Raw genomic sequence first — 17,091 nt, forward strand, 5'->3', positions numbered from 1 at the left:
CATGTTTCGTGTCCTGCTGCGCCTCTACCTGATCACCATCATCACCTTCAGTGCGGCAATCTTCCTGATTCCGCGGTTGGTGATCCAGCTGTTTGAACACCGCTACATGGACTACAACGTCGAGCAGACCCGTGGCCTGCAGACGCTCATCGTCAAACAATACCTGCGCGCGCCGGTCGAGCGCTGGTCCCAGGTGACCGAGCAATTGGGCCGCGACTTCGCGCCGCTGAAAGTCAAACTGCTGTTGCGCCAGGACGCCAGCTACACGCCCGCGGAAGAAAAGCTGCTGGAGCAGGGCAAGCCGGTGATCCGCCTTGGCGAATGGGGCTGGATGGAAGAAATCAGTTCGCCGGTCAACCAGCAGTTTGCGGTCAAGCTGACGATTCCCCCCGACCCGATGGACATGAACTTGCTGTACTGGTCGATGAACGTGCTGATCGGCGCCGCGCTGCTGGCTTGCCTGCTGTTTTGGCTGCGCCCGCACTGGCGTGACCTGGAGCGCCTGAAAAGCACCGCCGCACAACTGGGCAAAGGCAACCTGGGCGAGCGCACGCATATTCCGCCCAGTTCCAACATTGGCAGCCTGGCATCGGTGTTCGACACCATGGCCGACGATATCGAGCGCCTGCTCAATCAGCAGCGCGACCTGCTCAATGCGGTCTCCCATGAACTGCGCACGCCGCTGACCCGCCTGGATTTCGGCCTGGCGCTGGCGTTGTCCGAAGACTTGCCCCATGCCAGTCGCGAGCGCCTGCAAAGCCTGGTGGCGCACATTCGTGAGCTGGACGAGCTGGTGCTGGAATTGCTGTCGTACAGCCGCCTGCAAAACCCGGCGCAACTGCCGGAGCGAGTGGACGTGGTGCTCGACGAGTTTGTCGACAGCGTGCTGGGCAGCGTCGATGACGAATTGGAAAACCCCGAGATTGTCATCGACGTGGCGCTCGATTGCGCGGTGGAGCGCTTCCGCCTCGACCCGCGTCTCACCGCCCGCGCGCTGCAAAACTTGTTGCGCAATGCCACGCGCTATTGCGACAGGCGCATCCAGGTGGGCGTCAAGGTGTGTGCCAAAGGCTGTGAGATCTGCGTGGATGACGATGGCATCGGCATCCCGGTAGACCAGCGCGAGCGGATCTTCGAACCCTTCTACCGCCTGGACCGCAGCCGCGACCGCGCCACGGGTGGCTTCGGCCTCGGCCTGGCCATCAGCCGGCGTGCGATGGAGGCCCAGGGCGGCACGTTGACGGCCCAGGCATCACCCTTGGGCGGGGCACGGTTTCGCCTGTGGTTGCCCAGCGTCAGCTGATCAGAGCACCTTGACGGCGCGGCCGATCGCCTGGATCGGCCCGGTGGGTTTGCCGGTCGGCGAGCCATTCGGGTCTTCCAGGGTCAACTCGAACAATTGGTTGGGCGCCAGTGGCGGCAGTTTGTCCAGCGGCACCGACAGCGTTTGCCCTGGCTTGACCAACCCCAGCGACACCGGGCCTTGCCAGCCATCCGCCTTGGTCCAGAATTGCAGCGCCTTGTCGGCAGGTACTTGCATCACACCCAATGGAATCAACTGGATCTGCTGAGTATTGCTGGCCTGGATCACCCACCCCGGAGCCTGGCTTTGCGGCGCCACCAACACCACCACAAAGGTGGGTTCAGCAGTGGGCGGGCGGGTCAGCAGCAGCGTCGCCAGGACCAACGTCGCCACCAGCCCCGCGCCGGCCAAACCACGCCAGAGCGCCAGCAGGTTCCACCACGGTGTTTGGCGATCGGTGCGGGTGTCGGCAGGCGTGACGGTGCGCTCGATGCGCCGCCACAGCTGGGCAGAAGGGGGCACCGGTTCGGCCAATGCGGTCAGCGGCAAAAGGCGCTGCTCCCATGCGTCCACCGCCGCGCGCAACGCGGCATCCTCGGATAAGCGCTGCTCAACCTCGGCGCGTTGCGCGGCGGGCAGGGTGCCCAGCACGTATTCGCCAGCCAGTTCGTCCAGAGGGTTGCTCATGCCATGCACTCCCGCAGCGCAGCGAGGCTGCGTTTGATCCAGGCTTTGACGGTCCCCAGCGGGGTGTCCAGTTTCTGTGCGATTTGGCTGTGGGAATAGCCGTCGACATAGGCATGCAGGATGCACGCGCGACGGGCCGGATCGAGCTGCTCCAGGCAAGCGTGGACCTGCCCCGAGCGCGAAGCGAATTCAAAGGTGTCGGGTGTGGCGATGTGCTCGTGCGCGTCGCCCAGGGGTAATTCCCGGTAGTGATTGCGCACGGCATTGAGCGCCAGGTGCCGGGTCACGCTGAACACCCAGCCGCGCGCCGCGCCACGGTTGGGGTCGAAACTGCCGGCGCCACGCCAGATCTTGATAAACGCGTCATGCACGATGTCTTCGGCCAGGGACTTGTCCCTGGCAATGCGAAAGGCCACGCCGAGCAAACGGCTGCTGTCCTGCTCATAGAGCTGGCGCAAGGCGCGTTGATCCCCACGGGCGCAGGCCAGCAGACAGGCTTCGTAATCAAAATCGGCGTCAGGCAAGGCCACGTGTGTCCACCACTGTCATAACAATCGCCACCGCACTGCAGGGCGCCGGCGTGCCGGCGAAAAAGGGCACGGGCGCAGCGTATAACCCAGGTTCCCTGCGTCATCGTTGACGACCCTCGCCGGCAAGCCGGCCCTTACAGGGGCAGCGTAGCTGAGTTTGTTCTCAGTTGGCCGCCCAGAAGATGTAGTCGGCCTGGTACTTCACCACTGCCTGCGTGCCTTTGTTGGCAGCACTGCACTCGGTGCTCGGCGCCACGCCACCCTTGAGGGCCACGCGCTGGATATAACTCACACCGCTCATTGCGCCTTTGCCTTTGGCCGGGTTGGCCTTGACCAGTTGATACGGCAGGTTGCCCGCACCGGAGGGCGCCACGGCCAACTGCGTGCCGGTGACTTTCGAACCGTCCTGGGCTTGCCATGTAGCGGGTGGGCCGAAATAGGTACCCACTGGCTTGCCGCTGCGGTCATTCAACACCGCCTTGGGGCCGACAAACGTCCACTCGGTCTGGCCCGCGGCGTTAGCTTTGTCGCGGCATTCGTAGGTGATTTCGCCGACGCCTGTGGTCTCCAGCGCCACCTTGTGCCCATCCGGCACCTTGATGCTGTCGGGCAAGCCGGTCTGGGCGAAAACCGTTGGCGCAGCGGCCAGCAGGGCGGTCAGGCAGAACAGTGCTTTAGCGTTCATGGGTGGTTCTCCATTGAGTAAAACAGCGGGGTCACTGTAAGCACTACCCAGGCCGCGCTCGATTGGATGCAGTGATTAGAAAATAAATGCGCAAGGGCGCACACTGTGCCCCCGCTTTACCCGAGGAGAGATTGGCAATGACTGGTGTTCACACGTCTGCTCAACAAGGTTTCTCTACCCAGGCCGTCACTTACGCCCAAGGCCGGCCCGACTATCCACGACAACTCACCGGCTGGCTCACTGATGCGCTGCACATCGATGCGCAATCGACGGTAATCGACCTGGGCGCCGGTACCGGCAAGTTCACCCGTTTGCTCAGCACCCTGGCGCCCACGCTGGTGGCGGTCGAACCGGTCGAAGCGATGGGCGCGCAGCTCAATAAACTGTTGCCCGATGTGCGCCTGGTCAATGGCACGGCCGAATCCATTCCCCTGGAAACCGCCGTCGCCGATGCGGTGGTCTGTGCGCAGGCGTTCCATTGGTTTTCTACCGAAGCCGCGCTGGCAGAAATCCACCGCGTGCTCAAACCCGATGGGCGCCTGGGGTTGGTGTGGAATGTGCGCGATGAATCGGTGGATTGGGTTGCCGCCATCACCGACATCATCACCCCCTATGAAGGCGACACGCCGCGCTTTCATTCAGGCCGCTGGCGCGAAGCCTTCACCGGCGAATATTTTTCTGCGCCCCAAATAACCTGTTTTGCCTATCAGCATGTCGGCAGCCCTGGGGAGGTGATCATGGATCGCTTCCTGTCGGTGAGCTTTATCGCGGCGCTGCCCGCCGCCGAAAAAGCCAGCGTGACTGCGCAATTGCAGGCGCTGATCGACACGCATCCTGCCTTGCGGGGGCGTGACACCGTGGCTTTTCCGTATCAGACGCAAGCTTACGTCTGTCATCGGCTGACACAAAAGGCATAAAGTCAGATCATATTGATATAAGTCGTTATAAGAAAAATCGCTATCCTGCGGCCAGAAATTTATAAGGCCGCGGGTAGCTGTATGGATGTGGGTAATTTTGGTTTTGTCATCGCTGGCCTGGTGGTTGGTTTTATCGTTGGCATGACTGGCGTCGGCGGAGGGTCTTTGATGACCCCGATCCTGTTGTGGTTCGGCATCAACCCGGCGACCGCCGTGGGCACTGACTTGTTGTACGCGGCCATCACCAAGTCAGGTGGCGTGCTGGTGCACAGCAAGAACAGGAATATCGACTGGACCATCACCGGTTGGCTGACCTTGGGCAGTGTGCCTGCGGTGCTGCTGACCCTGTGGTTCCTTGCCAGTTTGCATACCGATCCCAGCGCCATGAACGCGGTGATCAAGCAGGCGCTTGGTGGGGTGTTGCTGCTGACGGCGCTGGCGATTCTGTTCAAGAAAAGCCTGCTGGCTTTTGCGCAGCGTCATGCGGGTGACGACTATCACATGAGCCCGCGCAATTTGAACGTGTTGACGGTGGTGACCGGTGCGATCCTTGGCACCATGGTTGCTCTGACGTCCATCGGGGCGGGTGCGCTTGGTACCGTGGCGCTGTTTATTCTGTACCCGTTTCTGGCGACGCGTCGGTTGGTGGGTACCGAGATTGCTCATGCCGTGCCGCTGACATTGGTCGCCGGGCTGGGGCACGCGAGCATGGGTAATATGGATTGGCATTTGCTGGGCCTTTTGCTGATGGGGTCGTTGCCGGGGATTTACCTGGGGAGTCACATGACCGGTAAGGTTCCTGATGGTGTGTTGCGGCCTTGTCTGGCGGTTATGTTGATGACTATTGGCTATAAGTTGGCGTTCTGATGTTTTCGGGGGTTTGGGTGGGTGGGTACATATCCGTTGCTGCGGTCACGGCGGCTTAGGGTTCCGCTCTTACAGCGGGTCACTTTTGGCAAACGCCCGGAATGCCGGCCCAGCCAAAAGTAACCAAAAGGTCTTTGCCCCACCACTCGGCCCCTCGCTTAGGCTCGGTGTGCCCTCACTCCGGCTTGAATCCGTGGGCCGCCGCGACGGGCCATCCATGGCCCAACGCGGCTAACCCGGCGTCCTGCCGGGTTACCCACGGATTCAAGCCTGCGTTCGGCCAGCGTGGTTGACGGGGCCTGTCAGATCAAAGTCAAAAGCAAGATCAAAAGCAGAGCACGGCGGCCTAGTAGCCGACCTGAGTGGTTGAAGCAAAAGCAGGGCAACAGCACAGCAGCACATCTCTATCTGATGCACTGCGATCCAAATGTGGGAGCGGGCTTGCTCGCGAAGGCGGTGTGTCAGTCAGCTAATGTGTCACTGACCCAACGCCTTCGCGAGCAAGCCCGCTCCCACAGTTTGACCGAGTACAGACCGCCAGCACCGCACTGCCTTTGCTTTTCTGTGGGAGCTGGCTTGCCTGCGATGCAGGCACCTCGGTCTATCAGGCACAACCAGTTGATGCCATCGCAGGCAAGCCAGCTCCCACCTTTGATTGAGTTCAGCTTCCAACATCAGGCCGGCTGTCAGGCCGCCTCCCCTCCGCTTTTGATCTAACCACTCAGGTCGGCTACCAGGCCGCCGTGCTTTGCTTTTGATCTTGATCTGCTTTTGACTTTGATCTTAGGCGCCCCGTTAAACCACGCTGGCCGAACGCAGGCTTGAATCCGTGGGTAACCCGGCAGGACGCCGGGTTAGCCGTGTTGGGCCATGGATGGCCCGTCACGGCGGCCCACGGATTCAAGCCGGAGTGAGGGCACACCGAAGCGTGAGCGAGGTGCCGAGTGGTGGGGCAAGAGCCCTTTGGTTACTTTGGGGCTTTTCCAAAGTGACCCGCCGTAAGGGCGGAACCCAAATCAGCCATCACCCAAACAACGGATATACACCCCAACCCTGAGCGATCAAAAAAGCCTACCCCCTGGCCGGCCCATTCCCGATCTGCCACACAAACGGCGGCTCAGTCCCGTTGATCACCCAGTCCCCGACAATCCGCGCCTTGTAGATCACCGGATTATGCGACGACACCGTCCGGGCATTCCGCCAGTGGCGATCCAGCGCTTTACCCTGGCGCACATCCGACGCCCCCAGCGCATTGAACAACTCCGTAGTGGCCCGCTGCACCAGCGCCGACACCACCACCTGCGCCGTCGCCGATTCAATCTCGGCTGCCACATTCGCCTCCCGCTCGGCCACCTCATCCCCCGCAAACCGCGCCAGGTACGCCTGTTGCGCCGGCACCGCCGCCTTCAACGCACTGGCCTCGGCGGCATACACCAGCGCCGCCACCTCACCCACCACTTGTTGAACCTGCGCATCCTGGCTGACATGCGCGGCATTGCCGTGGCTGTAGATGCGCTTGCGACTGCGCACCTGATGAGCCACGTCGCTCAGTGCCGCACGACCAATCCCGGCCAGGCTCGCCAGCAACACCAGCTGATAAAACGCGGTCTGGTACTTGAACCGAGTGGCAAAGTCGATGACGTTTTCCGCGTCCACCACGGCATCGGTAAAACGGCTGGTGCCGCTGCCGGTGGTGCGCTGGCCAAAGCCATCCCAGTCATCGCTTTGCACCACGCCAGGCTGGCGCGTGCGGGTGGCGGCGATCACATCGGCGCCGGTATCGCTGCGCTGGGCGTACACGTCGATCCAGTCGGAGAAAAGGCTGCCGGTGCTGTAGAACTTTTCACCGTTGAGTTTCCATTTATCGCCGTCGGGGCTCACTTGAGTGACCACCTCGCCAATGGCCACGTTGCCGATTTCGGTCCAGGCGCAGCCGACGATGTCGCCCTCGACAAAGCGCTTGAACCACAGGTCGCGGCCAGCGCTGGGTGGCGCATTCAGACGGTCCTCGGCGAAGGCGAAATGCCCGCGCAACGCCTGGGGCACATTCGAGTCGGCAGCGGCCAGCTCGATCAGCAACTCGAACAACTGCGGCAGCGACGCGCCACCGCCGCCGTATTCCGCCGGCACCCGCACTGCGCCAAAGCCGGCCTGCTTGAGCCATTGGATCGGTTCATAGGGCAGGGCGCGGGTCTGTTCGCGCGCTACCGCACCCGCGGCAATGCGCTCGAATATCGGCCGAAAACGCGCGGCCAACGTGGGGTAATCGGCACCCGTGGACAGCGGGTTGATGACGTGTTGCTCGGTCATGGGGGCAGCTCCTTGGCAGTATCAGTCCTTGGGGGATTGCACAGTTCGTGCCGATGGCGGCAGCCCGTGTTTGCGGGGAAGGCGGGCCATTCACTGTTGCTCCGGCAACAGCGGATCGACAAACCGGTGTGATCCATGACATTGACGGCTCAGCCCTGCGAGATTGGAATTTTTACCGCGACGCCCATGGCCAGGGCGTTTGCACCGGCCTGGCACGCTTGCTGCTCTGGCCCTGGAACATCCCTTCGTGCGAGGTACTGCCAGATGAGTCAGCAAGCCGTGAAATTTGCCTATTGGGTGCCCAACGTCAGCGGTGGGCTGGTGGTCAGCAAGATCGAGCAACGCACCCATTGGGGCATCGACTACAACCGCAAACTGGCGCAGTTGGCCGAAGCGGCCGGTTTTGAATACGGCCTCACGCAAATTCGCTTCACCGCCGGCTACGGCGCCGAAAACCAGCATGAATCCGTAGCCTTCAGCCATGCGCTGCTGGCGGCGACCACCACGCTCAAGGTGATCGCCGCCATCCTGCCCGGCCCGTGGCAACCGGCATTGGCGGCCAAGCAACTGGCGACGATCGACCAGCTCACCAATGGCCGTATCGCGGTGAACATCGTCAGTGGCTGGTTCAAGGGCGAGTTCCAGGCCATCGGCGAACACTGGCTGGAACACGATGAGCGTTATCGCCGTTCCGAGGAGTTCATCCGCGCGTTAAAAGGCATCTGGACTCAGGACGACTTCACCTTCAAGGGCGACTTCTACCGCTTCAACAATTACACCCTCAAGCCCAAGCCCCTTGGCCAACCGGAAGTGTTCCAGGGCGGCAGCTCGCGCGCCGCGCGGGACATGGCGGCGCGCGTGTCGGACTGGTATTTCACCAACGGCAACACCCCGCAAGGCATCAAGGCTCAGGTCGATGACATCCGCGCCAAGGCGGCGGCGAATAACCATTCGGTCAAAGTCGGCGTAAACGCCTTTGTGATCGCCCGCGACACCGAAGAAGAAGCCCGCGCGGTGCTCGCTGAAATCATCGACAAAGCCGACCCGGAGGCCGTGAATGCCTTTGGTGACGCGGCCAAGCAGGCCGGCAAAGCCTCACCGGAAGGCGAGGGCAACTGGGCCAAATCCAGTTTCGAAGACCTGGTGCAGTACAACGACGGCTTCAAGACAGACCTGATCGGCACGCCGCAGCAGATTGCCGAGCGCATCGTCGCGCTCAAGGCCGTGGGCGTGGACCTGGTGCTGGCCGGCTTCCTGCACTTCCAGGAGGAAGTCGAATACTTCGGCAAACGCGTGTTGCCGCTGGTGCGTGAGCTGGAAGCCAAGGCCGGGATCAAGCAAGTGGCTTAAAGAGCACCACCGCCGCGCGCAACTTGTTATTGCCAAAGCGGCACATGCGTTCGAACTCCCCATGACTGACCGGCAAGTGCTGGCAGTCCAGGGGCTGGCGGTGCTGGCTGTGGTCCACATCCGGGTCGTGCAGGTAGACAAAGTCCTCGTCGCAATCGGTGACCATCACCCAGTGCGGCGATTTGGAGCGGGTGAGGCGGTAGCTGCTGATCAACACCAGCGGCTGCCCGCCATCGCGCAATACCTGCGGCAAATCCAACGCGCCGCCGAGCACCTGCTCGACGTCGCTGCCGGCCAGTTCTTCTTCAAATGCTTCGTGCACCAGGCGCATGACGTCCTTTTTATGTTGGTCGCGCACGCCGTCCAGAAACAGCGGGCCGCGCACATTCACCTGCATGCGCACGCGAAAGCCCCGGCGCCACGCTGCCAGGGCCAAGCCTTGCGGGCTGCAGCCGCCGTGGCCGGCGGTCATGAACACGGTGGTCGCTTCACGCCAGATTTGCAGCTCTTCGCGCCGGCCGGCCACGCGCGTCGGCACCAGTGCGCCCATGGCCATCAGCAGGCACGCGGCGCCACAGGTGAAGTCGGTGGTTTGCTGGTAATACGGCACGTTTTGCGGGCGCGCGTCCTGGTGCTGGACGATGCGTTTTTCCAGGCGCAGGGCCGGTGCATGGTCTTCGTAATAGTCATTGATCAGCGCGAAGCGCCGGTAGCCATTGCGCTCGTACAAGGCGAGGGCGCCGGGGTTGTCGGTGCGCACTTCCAGGCGCAGGTAGGCGCAATCATGCGCCACGGCGCAGGCTTCGATGCGCGCCAGCAACTGCTTGCCCAGGCCCATACCGCGCGCATGTTCGGCGATGGCGATGGAGTACAGGCGAGCCAGTGAGGTGCCGCGATGGAACAGCACCAAGGCGTAACCGAGCAAAACGCCGTCATTTTCGGCGACGAGCAACTGGCCATGAGCGCGGCTGATCATCCACTGGAAACTGCGCGGCGAAAGCCGGTCGGTGGTGAAACAGTGCTGTTCCAGTGCCACCAATTCGGGCACGTCAGCGGGGGTTGCAACGCGAAAGGAAAGAGCCATATGACCGCCGTAAAAGTTGCGTAACGAAACGGGACTTCTCTAAAAGATCGTGCTTAATAGAAAAGGTCGAGTTCTCTAAAGCGGATCAAATATTATGTCGGCGGTACAAAGTCATTGGCGTGAAGTATCCGAGCAAACCGTCGCGGCGACAATAACTTCCAACGGTTATTTTTCCGCACCTCTCAAGGGTTCCAGTCAAGTCGTGATCATTGTCGAACGCAAGGAAGATTGGGCTTCTTATTTCCCCAGCGAAGACATCGTCACCGCTCAGGAATACCTGGAGCAAACCCGCGAGAGCGAGACGGGCAAGCGCGTGCAGGTGATCAACCTGTGCCGCAGCTACAAGTACCTGGGGCATGGTTATTACTGCTCGCTGTTGGCCGAGGCGCGCGGGCACAAGGTGATTCCGTCGGTGCGCACCATCAGTGAACTGACGAAAAAGTCGCTGTATGGCTTGTCGCTGGATGACCTGGATAAAACCCTCGATAAAGCCTTGAGTCATCACCTCTACAGCAACACCGAAGGCTTTACCCTGACACTTTATTTTGGCCGGACCAATATAGAGCCGTTGCAGGAATTGGCCCGTCAGTTGTTTGAAACCTTCCCGTGCCCGATTCTGTTAGTTGAGTTTCGCAAGAACAACGGCTGGCACATCGAAGGGGTCAAATCCGGCGTGTTGCACAAGTTGCGTGATGACCAGGAAGACCAGTTTGCCCACGCCCTCGACAACTTCAGCCGCAAGATCTGGCGGCAACCGCGTTCACGCAGGCTGGCCCGTTACGACCTGGCAATCCTGCACGATCCGCAGGAGCAATTGCCGCCCTCCAATGCCCGCGCCCTGGAAAACTTCGTGCGGGTCGGCAAGGGCCTGGGCATCGATGTGGAACTGATCGAGCGCAAGGATTACTCGCGCCTCGCCGAGTACGACGCCTTGCTGATCCGCGAGACCACCAGCGTCGATAATCACACCTACCGCTTCGCCAAGAAGGCCGAGAGCGAAGGCCTGGTGGTGATGGACGACCCGGCGTCGATCCTGCGCTGCACCAACAAGGTCTACCTCACCGACCTGCTCAACAGCCACCAACTGGGCATGCCGGCCACCGAGATTCTGTACAAGGAGCGACCGGAAGATTTCGAGCGGGTGGGCGAGCGCCTGGGCTTCCCGCTGGTGTTGAAGATCCCCGACGGCTGTTTCTCGCGCGGTGTGATCAAGGTGGAAAGCCAGGAAGCCTTGCTCAAGGCCACCGCTGAGTTGTTCGAGCATTCGGTGCTGTTGCTGGCCCAGGAATTTTTCTACACCGAGTACGACTGGCGCATCGGTGTACTCAACCGCAAGCCGATCTTTGCCTGCCAGTACTTCATGTCCAAGGGCCATTGGCAGATTTACAACCACAAGGCTATCGGCCAGGACATCAACGGCGAATGCCGCACCCTGGCGGTCCACGAAGCACCCAAGGCGGTGGTAGAGCTGGCGGTGAAGACCGCCAACCTGATCGGCGACGGCCTTTACGGTGTTGACCTCAAGCAGTCCGGCGACAAGGTGGTGGTGATCGAGGTCAACGACAACCCCAACATGGATGCCGGTATCGAAGACGCCTACCTGCAAGACGACCTGTATGCCCTGGTGCTGGACGAGTTCGTGCGGCGCCTGGAGTTGAAGCGCCAGGGCCAGGTGTGGTGACGCGCGATGATCCAGCGCTTTGAATTGACCGGTGGGAAGTTGTGCGGCGCGGGAAGTGATGATGCGCCGATCATGTTGTTCAACAACCCGGACCTGGCCGAACGTGAATGGCTGCGCGACCACCACAAGCTGGATGAACATGCCCTGGCCTCGGCCCTTGACCCGGATGAAGTGTCACGCATCGAATTTCATCCCGACAACCTGTTCCTGATCTGGAAACGCCCGGAAAACTACTCCGGCGGCGGCAACCTGGTGTTTGAGGTGTCGTCGTGCGGCTTGTTGTTTTCGCAGGATCGCCTGCTGGTGATCGCCACCGATGAAACCCCGCTGTCCGGGCTCGGCGCGCGCCGGCCGCTGCACACGCCGTTGGATGTGCTGCTGGATTTGTTGCTCAACAACATCCACCACTACCTGGGCCACCTCAAGGTGATCAAGCTGGTTGCGCGCGAATTGCAGCAGCAGTTCAACGCGTCGATGAGCAACCATCACCTGATGCAGATGTTCAGCCTCAGCGAAAGCCTGATCTATTACATCAATGCGCTGCACAGCAACGGCGCGGTGTTGTCGCGGTTGCGTAATCACGCTGAAAAAGAGCATTTCAGTGCTGAGATCCTGGGGTTGATCGATGACCTGATCATCGAGAACCACCAGTGCTACAAGCAGGCAGAGATCTACTCCAATGTGTTTTCCGGGCTGATCGATGCGCGCGGTAACCTGATGAACAACAGCATGAACAACCTGCTGCGCAAGTTGACCCTGATTAACGTGGTGTTCCTGCCGCTTAACCTGATTGCCAGTGTGGGTGGCATGTCGGAATTCAGCATGATGACGGCGGGTACGCCGTGGTGGGTGTCGTACCCGCTGCTGATGGCCGCGATGGCGTTGGGGGCGGGCTTGATGGTGCTGGGGCTGAAGCGAATCGCGGGCGGGGCAAGTGGGGTGTGAGTACACCGCCGTTGCTGCGCTAAGGCCCGTTTGGTAGTGCGCCTTACCCACGCTCCGGGCCCGCGTTGCACGCCGCATCCCTTGGTGTAATCAGATCCAAAATTGTGGGAGCGGGCTTGCTCGCGAAGGCGGTGAGTCAGTTACAAATGAGCTGACTGTTCCACCGCCTTCGCGAGCAAGCCCGCTCCCACAAGTTGACCGAATTCGGCTGGCAGCAATGCAGTGCTTGGCTTTTCTGTGGGCGCTGGCTTGCCGGCGATGCGGGCACCTCGGTCCATCAGGTAAACAGGGTTGATGCCATCGCAGGCAAGCCAGCTCCCACATTTGATTGGGTTCAGCTTCTAAAATCAGGCCGCCACGGCTTTGCTCGTGATCTAACCACTTAACTGCTGTCACTCCAATAATGGAAAGGCCCCAGCACCAGTCGCCACATCTACACTTCTCAATCCGGCACCTGCAAAGTAAGCACCTCAAACCCGTCGGCCGTCACCGCCACGGTGTGCTCCCACTGCGCCGACAGGCTGTTGTCCTTGGTCACCACCGTCCAGCCATCTTTCAAGTCGCGCACCTTGGCGCTGCCCTGGTTAAGCATCGGCTCGATGGTAAACACCATGCCTTCACGCAGTTCCAGGCCGGTGCCGGGGCGGCCGAAGTGGAGGATTTGCGGTTCTTCATGCATCTGGCGGCCGATACCGTGGCCACAGTATTCGCGCACCACGCTGTAGCCGTTGGCCTGCGCATGGCTCTGGATCGCATGGCCGATATCACCCAGGCGCGCGCCCGGCCTGACTTGGCGAATGCCGGCCCACATGGCCTCAAAGGTCTGTTCCACCAGGCGCCGCGCCTTGGGCGCCACGGTGCCGATCATGTACATCTTGCTGGCGTCAGCGATAAAACCGCCTTTTTCCAAGGTGATGTCGATGTTGATGATGTCGCCGTCCTTGAGAATATCCTTGGCGCTGGGCATGCCATGGCACACCACCTCGTTGATCGAGGTGTTGATGCAGAAGGGATAGTCATATTGCCCCAGGCTTGCCGGGCGGGCGTTGAGGTCGTTACGAATGAACGCCTCGACGGCGCTGTCCAGCTCCAGGGTGGAGCGGCCGGCGGCGACAAAGCCGTCAAGCATGTCGAAAACCTTGGCCAGCAGGCGTCCGGATTCACGCATTACTGCCAGTTGGGCGGCCGTCTTGATCATCAGCTGCGCCCCCGGATCAGGTCGGGCTTGTCCAGCAACAGCTTGTTGATCAGCTCGTTGTAGGGCAGGTGCGGGTTGAGTTCGGCGAGCAGGCCGATCTTGATCCAGAACTCGGCCTGGGCGTTGATGGAGCGGTCCATGGCAGCGCTGGCCAGGCGGAGTTGTTCGTGCAATTGGTCGGTGATCTTGACGATGCCCATGACGTTCACTGTGTTGTATTGATATACAAAGCGTATACGTTTCGTATCCTTTCCGTAAACCCCTGCTGGATAATGGGGGGTTGGGCATTGACGTGGCCGGTGGGTGGCGGTTAATTTCGTGACATGACATTTCAAGCCTTCCGCAGCCAGCCAAGCATTATTACCGCCATTCCTCATTTGGCGGGATAGCACACGGCTGCACCCCAACCCGCCCTTGAGGCGGGTTTTGTTTTTCCGTCTCGGGGCCCTGTAAAAAGCCAGGAGACACCCCATGAGCATGTGCCCCGTCCCCCACACCGCTGATACGGCATTGCTTGAACACTATGTGAAAAAGATTCTCGCCGCCCCGGTCTATGACCTGGCAGTGCGCACGCCCTTGCAAGCGGCACCGGCACTCTCGGCCTTGCTGGGCAATCAGGTGTTGCTCAAGCGCGAAGACCTGCAGCCGACTTTTTCTTTCAAAATCCGCGGGGCGTACAACAAATTGGTGCAGCTCACGCAGGCGCAGAAGGCGCGGGGCGTGGTGACGGCGTCGGCGGGCAACCACGCCCAAGGTGTAGCGCTGGCGGCGCGCGAACTGGGGATCAAGGCAAGCATTGTGATGCCCTGCACCACGCCTGAGTTGAAAGTGCTCGGCGTTCGCTCCCGAGGCGCCGAGGCGGTGCTGCACGGCGAGAGCTTTCCGTTTGCCCTGGCGCATGCCCTGCAATTGGCCGAGACCTCGGGTTGCACCTTTGTCTCGCCATTCGATGACCCGGAAGTGATCGCCGGCCAGGGCACCGTGGCGATGGAAATTCTGCGCCAGCAACAAGGCGCGCTGGACGCGATCTTCGTGCCGGTGGGCGGTGGCGGTCTGATCGCCGGGATCGCGGCGTATGTCAAATACCTGCGGCCCCAGGTGCGCATCGTGGGTGTCGAACCTGAAGGTTCCAGCTGCCTGTTGGCAGCGCTGCGCGCGGGCGAGCGTGTGGTGTTGCCCAGCGTTGACGGGTTTGCCGACGGCACGGCTGTGGCGCAGATCGGCGCGTATGGCTTCGAAATCTGCCGCGACTGGGTGGACGAAGTCATCACTGTCAGCAACGACCAGCTGTGCAGTGCGATCAAGTTGATCTATGACGATACGCGCTCCATCACCGAGCCATCCGGCGCGCTGGCGGTAGCGGGCATCCGCAAGTACGTGGCGCAAAACGCCGTGCGTGGGCAAACCCTGGTGGCGGTGAATTCCGGGGCAAATATCAACTTTGATAGTTTGCGACATGTTGCAGAAAGAGTCGCAGCGCAAGGTTCAACTTAGTGCATAACCGTTTAATCAACGCTGTTCGCCGAGGATTTGCGCTGAGTTTTCAGAGTTATATAAACCCGCGTGCCGCTTATGAGGAAAAGTTACAACGAGAACGGTTTTTGCCGAGTACGCTGGTGATTGTAAGCGTCTTCCAGGGTCGGTAAGACGTGGCAGGCACGCGTCTGCCGCACACATAACAATCTGTTGGCAGTCTCATGAAAGGAGAGGTTGGCCATGCTTTCGGAATTAGAACTTCGCAGTATTATTGAAGGAAGTTTCCTGCCTAAACGGTGCGAATGCACCAAAGCCGAAGATGCTTCGTTGACGATCAAAGTCTATGACGACCGTGACCGCGACCGGGTGGATTTGGAAGTAAAAGGTATAAACGCGGACAAACTCGACAGCAGTCGAGCCATTTGCAACCTGATCAGCGGCTTGCGCGAAGACCTCAAACACACCCATTCAACCGCTCTGCAAAGAGTGGGAGGGCGCGGCTAGTCATCAGCCGTTGTTGCGAGGTTGAGTTACTGGGGAACTGCGGGCCTGGTAGATGCCAGGCCCAATACGGTTCTGTCGCCAGTGTGAAGGATCAATTCTGGAAATCGCAGGCTTCGGACATTTTCCGGTAGCCGACGTCTTCGACTTTGCCCGCAGTATCGACGAACTTGATATCGGCATTGATGACTTTGCAAACGTTGGTGTCGGTTTCATGCATTGCAATCACCGTTTTAACGTTCATGGGCATGCCGTACTGGTAGGGCACCGGTTTGCTCGCAGTGGCTTGTGTGTCGGCCTGGGCCAGGCCCGAGACGGATGCCAGCGCCAATGCGCCGCCAAGCATCAAAGTGCGCAGTTTCATGGTAGTTCTCCGCAAGTGGGTACACCTTCACTCTCGGCTCGCGGGATTAACCATCGATTAATTTTGCCTTGGCTGACAAAACCTTCATCTATCAACCTTGCGGTGTTGGCTGACAAACAGCCCAACGCATTAGATGCGCCCGCCACCCGTCATGGCCAGCAGGCTTTGTTCGCGCTGACGGCCCTGCGGGGCCGCATGCGTTCTGACAACAGGCCACCAAAGACGTGGCCTGCTGTGATGGGTAATCAGCCCAACTGAGCGCGGTATGGCAGGTCCGGCCCGGTCTTGCTGCACGTCAGGGCGGCGGCGCGAATGGCGAAGCCGAGCATGCTGTCGATCTGCTCGCGCGACAGCTGTTGCAGGCCCTCTACCGAATCAAGCTGCTGCTCGGTCAGCCAGGCAATCAATGCCGCCTGGAAGGTGTCACCGGCACCCACGGTATCGGCCATCGCCACCTTGACCGCCGGTGCAGACCAACTGCCGTACTGGCGGCTGAACACCGTTGCGCCGTCGCCGCCTCGGGTGAGAAACACCAGTTGGCAGCGGTGCTGCAACCAGCCTTGCAGCACGCTTTCCGGCGACTGGTCGGGGTAGAGCAGGTGCAAGTCTTCGTCGCTGACTTTGATCAGGTCGGCGTGCTTGACCAACTCGCCCACGCGATCACGCCACAATTGGATATCCGGCTGCGGGTTCAGCCGAACGTTGGGGTCCAGGCTGATCAGGCGTTTGCCGCTTTCGCGCTTGACCAGGTGCAGCAGCGTGTCGCCGATGGGTTGTACCACCAGCGAAAACGAACCGATGTGCAGCCCGCGAATTTCATGGCCCAGCGTGGGCAAGTGCACCACCCGCAGCTGGCGGTCGGCGCAGCCTTCGCCGCGAAAGCTGTACTGCGGTGAGCCATTGGCGCCCACAGCCACCATCGCCAGGGTGGTCGGCGCGGGAAATTCGACCAGAAATTGCTCGCTGACGCCCTCGTCCTTGAGCACGTGCAGCAAGCGCTGGCCGAGAAAATCATTGGACAACCCGCCGAACAACGCGGAGTCGATGCCCAGACGGCGCAAGCCCACAGCCACGTTGAACGGCGAGCCGCCGGCAATTGCCTTGTAATTGACCTTGGACGCCTGACCGCTGGCATCCTCCTCGCTGAAAAAATCAAACAGCGCTTCGCCACACACCAGATACATAGTCGTTCG

Annotated in this window: 17 protein-coding genes; 8 read left to right on the top strand and 9 right to left on the bottom strand. The window is 60.7% G+C overall.

Annotated features, from left to right (window positions below; genetic code table 11):
* Position 1: 1 nt before the first annotated feature.
* Entirely contained in the window at positions 2–1,303 is a 1,302-nt protein-coding gene (locus tag AACU78_RS22425; RefSeq protein ID WP_106577863.1) for an ATP-binding protein, read from the top strand.
* Here AACU78_RS22425 and AACU78_RS22430 read toward each other — a convergent pair whose 3' ends face one another.
* From AACU78_RS22430 to AACU78_RS22440, 3 genes are all read right to left on the bottom strand, one after another.
* Positions 1,304–1,990 (bottom strand): anti-sigma factor, encoded by a 687-nt coding sequence (locus tag AACU78_RS22430; protein ID WP_106577864.1) that lies wholly within the window; start codon positions 1,988–1,990, stop codon positions 1,304–1,306.
* Positions 1,987–2,514, bottom strand: coding sequence for a sigma-70 family RNA polymerase sigma factor (locus tag AACU78_RS22435; RefSeq protein WP_106578152.1), 528 nt, complete (start codon positions 2,512–2,514; stop codon positions 1,987–1,989). The genes AACU78_RS22430 and AACU78_RS22435 overlap by 4 nt, the downstream gene beginning before the upstream one ends.
* 169 nt (positions 2,515–2,683) lie before the next feature.
* Positions 2,684–3,205, bottom strand: coding sequence for a DUF3455 domain-containing protein (locus AACU78_RS22440; RefSeq protein WP_106577865.1), 522 nt, complete (start codon positions 3,203–3,205; stop codon positions 2,684–2,686).
* A gap of 137 nt (positions 3,206–3,342) precedes the next feature.
* Here AACU78_RS22440 and AACU78_RS22445 point away from each other — a divergent pair, with 137 nt between their 5' ends.
* Both AACU78_RS22445 and AACU78_RS22450 read left to right on the top strand, forming a co-directional pair.
* The gene (locus tag AACU78_RS22445) at positions 3,343–4,122 is read left to right on the top strand and encodes a class I SAM-dependent methyltransferase (protein ID WP_106577866.1); all 780 of its coding nucleotides are present in this window, start codon (positions 3,343–3,345) and stop codon (positions 4,120–4,122) included.
* An 81-nt stretch (positions 4,123–4,203) separates the two neighbouring features.
* Positions 4,204–4,989, top strand: a complete 786-nt coding sequence (locus AACU78_RS22450; RefSeq protein WP_106577867.1) for a sulfite exporter TauE/SafE family protein — start codon at positions 4,204–4,206, stop codon at positions 4,987–4,989.
* 1,071 nt (positions 4,990–6,060) lie between these two features.
* Here the strand turns inward: AACU78_RS22450 and AACU78_RS22455 are convergent.
* Complete coding sequence (locus AACU78_RS22455; RefSeq protein ID WP_106577868.1) at positions 6,061–7,299, bottom strand: acyl-CoA dehydrogenase family protein; 1,239 nt, start codon at positions 7,297–7,299, stop codon at positions 6,061–6,063.
* A 264-nt stretch (positions 7,300–7,563) separates the two neighbouring features.
* On the opposite strand from AACU78_RS22455, the gene sfnG reads away from it, so the two are divergent.
* On the top strand, positions 7,564–8,649 hold the full coding sequence (gene sfnG, locus AACU78_RS22460; protein ID WP_106577869.1) for a dimethylsulfone monooxygenase SfnG: 1,086 nt from the start codon (positions 7,564–7,566) through the stop codon (positions 8,647–8,649).
* Here sfnG and AACU78_RS22465 read toward each other — a convergent pair.
* Positions 8,633–9,733: a GNAT family N-acetyltransferase/peptidase C39 family protein gene (locus AACU78_RS22465; protein ID WP_106577870.1), complete on the bottom strand. Its 1,101-nt coding sequence runs from the start codon at positions 9,731–9,733 to the stop codon at positions 8,633–8,635. The genes sfnG and AACU78_RS22465 overlap by 17 nt on opposite strands.
* 94 nt (positions 9,734–9,827) lie before the next feature.
* Here AACU78_RS22465 and AACU78_RS22470 point away from each other — a divergent pair, with 94 nt between their 5' ends.
* Together AACU78_RS22470 and AACU78_RS22475 are read left to right on the top strand one after the other, a co-directional pair.
* The gene (locus AACU78_RS22470) at positions 9,828–11,414 is read left to right on the top strand and encodes a RimK family protein (protein WP_106577871.1); all 1,587 of its coding nucleotides are present in this window, start codon (positions 9,828–9,830) and stop codon (positions 11,412–11,414) included.
* Between the two features lie 6 nt (positions 11,415–11,420).
* Positions 11,421–12,359, top strand: a complete 939-nt coding sequence (locus AACU78_RS22475; protein ID WP_106577872.1) for a magnesium transporter CorA family protein — start codon at positions 11,421–11,423, stop codon at positions 12,357–12,359.
* Positions 12,360–12,801: 442 nt separating this feature from the next.
* Here AACU78_RS22475 and map read toward each other — a convergent pair whose 3' ends face one another.
* A complete protein-coding gene (map, locus tag AACU78_RS22480) occupies positions 12,802–13,557 on the bottom strand; it encodes a type I methionyl aminopeptidase (RefSeq protein WP_106577873.1) in 756 nt (251 codons plus the stop codon).
* Positions 13,557–13,757: a ParD-like family protein gene (locus tag AACU78_RS22485; protein WP_003190946.1), complete on the bottom strand. Its 201-nt coding sequence runs from the start codon at positions 13,755–13,757 to the stop codon at positions 13,557–13,559. The genes map and AACU78_RS22485 overlap by 1 nt, the downstream gene beginning before the upstream one ends.
* Before the next feature lie 271 nt (positions 13,758–14,028).
* On the opposite strand from AACU78_RS22485, the gene ilvA reads away from it, so the two are divergent.
* The gene (ilvA, locus tag AACU78_RS22490) at positions 14,029–15,051 is read left to right on the top strand and encodes a threonine ammonia-lyase, biosynthetic (protein ID WP_106577874.1); all 1,023 of its coding nucleotides are present in this window, start codon (positions 14,029–14,031) and stop codon (positions 15,049–15,051) included.
* 222 nt (positions 15,052–15,273) lie between these two features.
* Positions 15,274–15,537, top strand: a complete 264-nt coding sequence (locus tag AACU78_RS22495) for a DUF1652 domain-containing protein (RefSeq protein WP_106577875.1) — start codon at positions 15,274–15,276, stop codon at positions 15,535–15,537.
* 91 nt (positions 15,538–15,628) lie between these two features.
* Here the strand turns inward: AACU78_RS22495 and AACU78_RS22500 are convergent, their stop codons facing one another.
* Both AACU78_RS22500 and AACU78_RS22505 read right to left on the bottom strand, forming a co-directional pair.
* On the bottom strand, positions 15,629–15,898 hold the full coding sequence (locus AACU78_RS22500) for a DUF2790 domain-containing protein (protein WP_106577876.1): 270 nt from the start codon (positions 15,896–15,898) through the stop codon (positions 15,629–15,631).
* A gap of 245 nt (positions 15,899–16,143) precedes the next feature.
* Positions 16,144–17,082, bottom strand: a complete 939-nt coding sequence (locus AACU78_RS22505) for a carbohydrate kinase family protein (protein ID WP_106577877.1) — start codon at positions 17,080–17,082, stop codon at positions 16,144–16,146.
* Positions 17,083–17,091: the final 9 nt, after the last annotated feature.

Origin of the sequence: Pseudomonas sp. R9.37 (genome assembly GCF_963878885.1) — a bacterium.
Lineage (GTDB): Bacteria > Pseudomonadota > Gammaproteobacteria > Pseudomonadales > Pseudomonadaceae > Aquipseudomonas.